The 6000-nt window shown below is 57.3% G+C and carries 3 protein-coding genes; all 3 read left to right on the top strand.

From position 1 onward, the window contains the following. The first annotated feature begins 138 nt into the window (after positions 1-138). The 3 genes from GYA94_RS22685 to GYA94_RS22695 all read left to right on the top strand — a co-directional run bounded on the left by GYA94_RS22685 (position 139) and on the right by GYA94_RS22695 (position 5946). The gene (locus GYA94_RS22685) at positions 139-1410 is read left to right on the top strand and encodes a TolC family protein (RefSeq protein WP_080563836.1); all 1272 of its coding nucleotides are present in this window, start codon (positions 139-141) and stop codon (positions 1408-1410) included. Positions 1411-1479: 69 nt separating this feature from the next. Continuing rightward, positions 1480-2760: an efflux RND transporter periplasmic adaptor subunit gene (locus GYA94_RS22690; RefSeq protein ID WP_013974879.1), complete on the top strand. Its 1281-nt coding sequence runs from the start codon at positions 1480-1482 to the stop codon at positions 2758-2760. 24 nt (positions 2761-2784) lie between these two features. Further along, positions 2785-5946: a CusA/CzcA family heavy metal efflux RND transporter gene (locus GYA94_RS22695; RefSeq protein ID WP_013974878.1), complete on the top strand. Its 3162-nt coding sequence runs from the start codon at positions 2785-2787 to the stop codon at positions 5944-5946. Positions 5947-6000 lie beyond the last annotated feature (54 nt).

The raw sequence follows: 6000 nt of genomic DNA on the forward strand, positions 1-6000 counted from the left end.
CTTACGAAATTGTAATTTTCTAGCCACCCCTCTGATAGCTACCGCTCTTTAGAGTGCCATCACCTAATCCAGTGGGGCTTGGCAGCTATTTCGGCGTTCTGGCCAAGCTAACGAAGTTTGTGCACGAGGACCAAGAAAGTGCTCCGGTATAACCGCAATGTCTTATCCAAGACCTACGTCTCACCGTGGAAAATTGCCGCTCTCTGTGCGGTGATTTCCGGGTTGCTGGCACCCACCGCATTTGCCCAAAGCATCAGCTTGCCCCAAGCGCTGTCGACGGCAATGGATGCCAACCCAGACCTCGCGGCGGCACGTCAGGAAATCGGCATCGCGGACGGTGCGCGCAAGCAAGCCGGGCTGATTCCAAACCCCGAAATCTCGTATGAGATGGAGGACACACGGCGTAACACCAGCACAACGACCGTTACGCTAAGTCAGACCTTGGAGCTCGGTGGTAAGCGGGGAGCCCGCGTAGATGTCGCCACATACGGCCAGAGTGTTGCACAACTGGAACTGGACCGACGCGTGAATGGTCTGCGTGCAGACGTCGTGCAGGCGTTTTACGCTGCATTACGAGCCCAAACCGGACTCGACCTCGCTAAACAATCCCTTGAACTTACTGAGCGCGGCCTTCGCATTGTCGATGGTCGAGTTCGCGCAGGTAAATCTTCACCTGTGGAGGCTACCCGCGCCCAGGTTCAACTGGCTGAAGCCCGGTTGCAGGTCCGTCGCGCCGAAACGGAAAAAGCGAATGCTTACCAGCAACTCGCCCAAGTCACGGGGAGTTCTGTGACCATATTCGATCGCCTTGAATCACCAACCTTGTCTCCTGGCTTGCCGCCGCGCACTGAAGAGTTGCTGGCAAAGCTCGATCAGACTCCGGAAATGCGGCAGGCAGTGGTGGAGATTGATAAGAGCGATGCCTCGCTTGGCGCAGAAAAAGCTCAGCGTATTCCAAACCTCACGGTAAGCGTGGGTAGCCAGTACGACCGCTCGGTGCGCGAGCGAGTCAATGTCGTTGGTCTGTCCATGCCTTTGCCGCTGTTTGATCGTAACCAAGGCAACATTCTTTCCGCTTCTCGACGTGCCGATCAGGCCCGCGACCTGCGTAACGCTGTCGAGTTGAGATTGCGCGCCCAAACCCAAACCGCGCTGAACCAGTGGTCCACCGCCATGCAAGAAGTTGAGTCCTACGACAAGACCATTCTGCCCTCAGCCCAGCAGGCCGTGGATACCGCAACCCGCGGATTCGAGATGGGGAAATTCGGCTTTATCGAAGTACTGGACGCCCAGCGCACCTTGATCCTTGCTCGTGGCCAGTATCTCGACTCGCTGGCAGCGGCGACCAATGCGCGTGCGCAAGTAGAAAGGGTTTATGGCGAAGTAGGCTCGACCGCCGGCGCACGCTGAACGGGGCATACATTTTTCTCGGCACTCGGCGTTTAAACCTGCCGGTGCCTACGATCAGCAGGAGTAGCAATGGAAAACAAACGCAAGATCGCCCTCGCGGTAGCCGCTGTGGCAATCCTTGGATTTGGCAGCCTCGCCTGGAACAGCAGTTCCGATCAACAAGCGGCGACTAACGCAGAACATGGTGCTGACGATGGTCATGGCCATGACAAGAAGGCCGGATCAGCTAACAAAGAGAACAGTGAAGCGGAGCATAGTGAAGATGGGCACGGTGAAGAAGGTCATGGCGAGGAGGGCCACAGTGAAGAGGGCGGTGAGGAAGAAGGTAAGCTAACCCTTAGTGCTGAACAGATCAAAGCAGCTGGCGTGACTCTGGAATCGGCAGCGCCTCGTGATTTGGGAACCGTCGTGAGCTTCCCGGGTGAGATTCGTTTTGACGAGGACCGCACTGCGCACGTTGTTCCTCGCGTTCCAGGCGTTGTCGAAACAGTCCAGGCGAATTTGGGTGAGTCCGTCAAGAAGGGTCAAGTCCTTGCGGTGATTGCCAGCCAGCAGATCTCTGACCTGCGCAGCGAGCAACAAGCCGCTCAGCGTCGTGTCGAACTTGCGCGCGTGACTTTTAGCCGAGAGAAGCAGCTCTGGCAGGACAAGATTTCTGCGGAGCAGGACTACCTCCAGGCTCGCCAGGCGCTGCAGGAAGCCGAAATCTCTCTGGCCAACGCCAAGCAAAAAGTCAGCGCGATCGGTGCCTCGGTCAATTCGGTAGGCGGTAACCGTTACGAACTCAGGGCTCCCTTTGACGCCGTAGTGGTGGAGAAACACTTGACCGTCGGGGAAGTCGTCAGCGAGGCGACTAACGCCTTTATTCTGTCCGACCTTAACCAAGTTTGGGCCACTTTCGCTGTACCGCCTACCGATTTGGCCAAGGTCACTACCGGCCGCGCCGTGAAGGTTTCCTCACCTGACATGAACGTGGAGGTCGAGGGCAAGGTGGGTTATGTCGGCAGCCTGTTGGGCGAGCAAAACCGAGCAGCGACCGTCCGCGTTACGTTGACCAATCCCAACGGGGCCTGGCGTCCTGGTCTTTTCGTGAACATCGCAGTCACGTCCCAGACTGATCGCGTGGCGGTGGCTGTCCCGGAACACGCCGTGCAGACCGTTGAGGACAAACCATCGGTCTTCGTACGCACCGCCGAGGGCTTCGACACCCGCCCAGTAAAGCTGGGCCGCCGTGACAGTGGGTACGTGGAAATCACGGACGGCATCGAAGCGGGCGCTCAAGTGGCTACCAATGGCAGCTTCACACTCAAGTCTGAGCTCGGCAAAGCCTCTGCCGAGCACAGTCACTGATGCGAACTGACAGGATGATTTCTTATGTTTGAACGTATCATCAGATTTGCCATTGAACAGCGGATCGTTGTAATGATCGCTGTCCTGATCATTGCCGGTATCGGCATCTACAGCTACCAAAAGCTGCCGATCGATGCCGTTCCTGACATTACCAACGTCCAGGTGCAGATCAACACTGCAGCGCCTGGCTATTCCCCATTGGAAACCGAGCAACGGATCACGTTTCCAGTTGAAACGGCCATGGCTGGTCTTCCAGGTCTTCAGCAGACCCGTTCGCTGTCTCGCTCGGGCCTGTCTCAGGTGACCGTGATTTTCAAGGACGGCACCGACATCTTCTTTGCCCGCCAGCTGATCAATGAGCGGCTACAGGTTGCAAAGGAACAGCTGCCAGAGGGCGTAGATGCCGTCATGGGCCCGGTCTCAACCGGCCTCGGCGAAATTTTCCTGTGGACCGTTGAAGCCGAAGAGGGCGCGGTCAAAGAAGACGGTACGCCCTACACGCCCACCGACCTGCGGGTAATCCAGGACTGGATCATCAAGCCTCAGCTGCGCAACGTACCTGGCGTGGCAGAGATCAATACCATCGGTGGCTTTGCCAAGCAGTTCCTGGTTGCGCCGGATCCGAAGCGCCTGGCTACCTACAAGTTGACCCTGAATGATCTGGTAGCCGCGTTGGAAAGCAACAACGCCAACGTAGGCGCCGGTTACATCGAGCGTAATGGTGAGCAGTTGCTCATTCGTGCACCGGGCCAAGTCGGCAACATCGAAGACATCGCCAACATCGTAATCACCAGTGTGGATGGTGCACCGATTCGCATCAGCAACGTCGCCGACGTCAGCATCGGTAAGGAGCTTCGTACTGGTGCTGCCACTGAGAATGGCCGCGAGGTCGTGCTCGGTACAGTATTCATGCTGATCGGTGAGAACAGCCGCACTGTGTCCCAAGCTGTCGCAGCGAAGCTTGCGGACATCAACCGTACTCTGCCAAAGGGCGTGGTTGCGGTCACCGTTTACGATCGTACCAACTTGGTTGAAAAAGCCATTGCGACGGTGAAGAAGAACTTGGTTGAAGGTGCGATCCTGGTTATCGCCATTCTGTTCCTGTTCCTCGGCAACATCCGTGCAGCGTTGATCACCGCGATGGTGATCCCGCTGTCCATGCTGTTCACCTTCACAGGGATGTTCAATAACAAGGTCAGTGCCAACCTAATGAGTTTGGGCGCACTCGACTTCGGCATCATCGTCGACGGGGCCGTGGTCATCGTGGAGAACGCGATCCGTCGATTAGCACATGCGCAGCACAAACATGGCCGTATGCTCACCAAAACCGAACGCTTCCATGAGGTCTTTGCTGCTGCCCGCGAAGCGCGTCGGCCACTGATCTTCGGGCAACTGATCATTATGGTGGTGTACCTGCCTATCTTCGCCCTCACCGGCGTGGAGGGCAAAATGTTCCACCCCATGGCATTCACCGTTGTGATGGCGCTATTGGGTGCAATGATCCTCTCCGTTACCTTCGTGCCGGCAGCGATCGCCATGTTCGTCACTGGCAAGGTCAAGGAGGAAGAGGGCGTTGTTATGCGCACTGCGCGGCTGCGTTATGAGCCTGTGCTGCAGTGGGTGCTTGGGCATCGGAATATCGCTTTCTCCGCAGCAGTAGCACTGGTCGTTCTCAGCGGTGTACTTGCCAGTCGCATGGGGAGCGAGTTCATCCCAAGTCTCAGTGAGGGGGACTTCGCTCTTCAAGCCTTGCGCGTACCTGGTACTAGCCTCAGCCAGTCGGTGGACATGCAGGAGCGTTTGGAAAAAGCAGTCATCGAGCAGGTACCGGAAGTTGAGCGTATGTTCGGCCGAACCGGTACGGCTGAAATCGCCTCTGACCCAATGCCACCGAATATCTCCGATGCTTACGTCATGCTCAAACCAAAGGACCAATGGGCCGATCCCGACAAGTCGCGGGAGGAGCTCATTGCCGAGGTTCAAAAGGCGGCAGCCAGTGTCCCGGGCAGTAACTATGAACTCTCCCAGCCTATCCAGCTTCGTTTCAACGAACTGATCTCCGGGGTGCGCAGCGATGTTGCGGTGAAGGTTTATGGTGACGACATGGATGTGCTCAACAGCACGGCCAATAAGATCGCCGCAGCGCTCAAAGCGGTACCAGGCTCCTCGGAGGTCAAGGTTGAGCAGACCACAGGTCTGCCAGTGCTGACCATTAACATCGACCGGGAAAAAGCAGCACGCTACGGCCTGAACATTGCGGACGTGCAGAATTCGATCGCGATTGCTGTGGGTGGTCGTACAGCGGGAACGTTGTACGAGGGTGATCGCCGATTCGACATGGTGGTGCGCCTGCCTGAGGCTGTACGCACCGACGTCGCGGGTATGTCTAGTTTGCTGATTCCTGTGCCTGCCAATGCGGCTCAGGGCGCTAATCAGATCGGTTTCATTCCACTTTCGCAGGTCGCTAAGCTGGACTTGCAGTTGGGCCCGAACCAGATCAGCCGCGAGAACGGTAAGCGCTTGGTTATTGTAAGCGCCAACGTCCGGGGCCGTGACCTTGGGTCGTTCGTTGATGAGGCGGCATCTACCTTGTCAACGAAGGTGGAAATTCCAGCAGGCTACTGGACCAGTTGGGGCGGCCAGTTCGAGCAGCTGCAGTCGGCAGCCAAGCGCCTGCAGATTGTGGTTCCGGTAGCCTTACTGCTGGTAATGACCTTGCTGTTCTTGATGTTCAACAACCTGAAGGACGGCATGCTGGTCTTCACCGGTATTCCATTCGCTCTCACTGGCGGGGTCGTGGCCCTTTGGCTGCGTGATATCCCGCTCTCGATCTCGGCAGGGGTAGGCTTCATCGCACTCTCCGGCGTCGCGGTACTGAACGGCCTGGTGATGATTGCCTTCATTCGCGGATTGCGAGAAGAGGGACGAACGCTCAGGCAGGCAGTCGATGAAGGCGCACTCACCCGACTGCGACCAGTGTTGATGACAGCCTTGGTGGCGTCCCTGGGCTTCATCCCAATGGCCTTGGCCACCGGTACCGGTGCGGAGGTTCAACGGCCTCTGGCTACAGTGGTAATTGGTGGGATCCTTTCCTCCACCGCGCTGACTTTGCTGGTCCTGCCGGCCCTGTATCATTGGGCACATCGCAAGGATGAAGACGGCGACGAGGCAGAAGCCGTAAGCTGATCCCCCCAGATACAAAAACCCACAACACGCGTTGTGGGTTTTTTGTTGTGCGCC

Origin of the sequence: Pseudomonas juntendi (genome assembly GCF_009932375.1) — a bacterium.
GTDB classification, from domain to species: domain Bacteria; phylum Pseudomonadota; class Gammaproteobacteria; order Pseudomonadales; family Pseudomonadaceae; genus Aquipseudomonas; species Aquipseudomonas juntendi.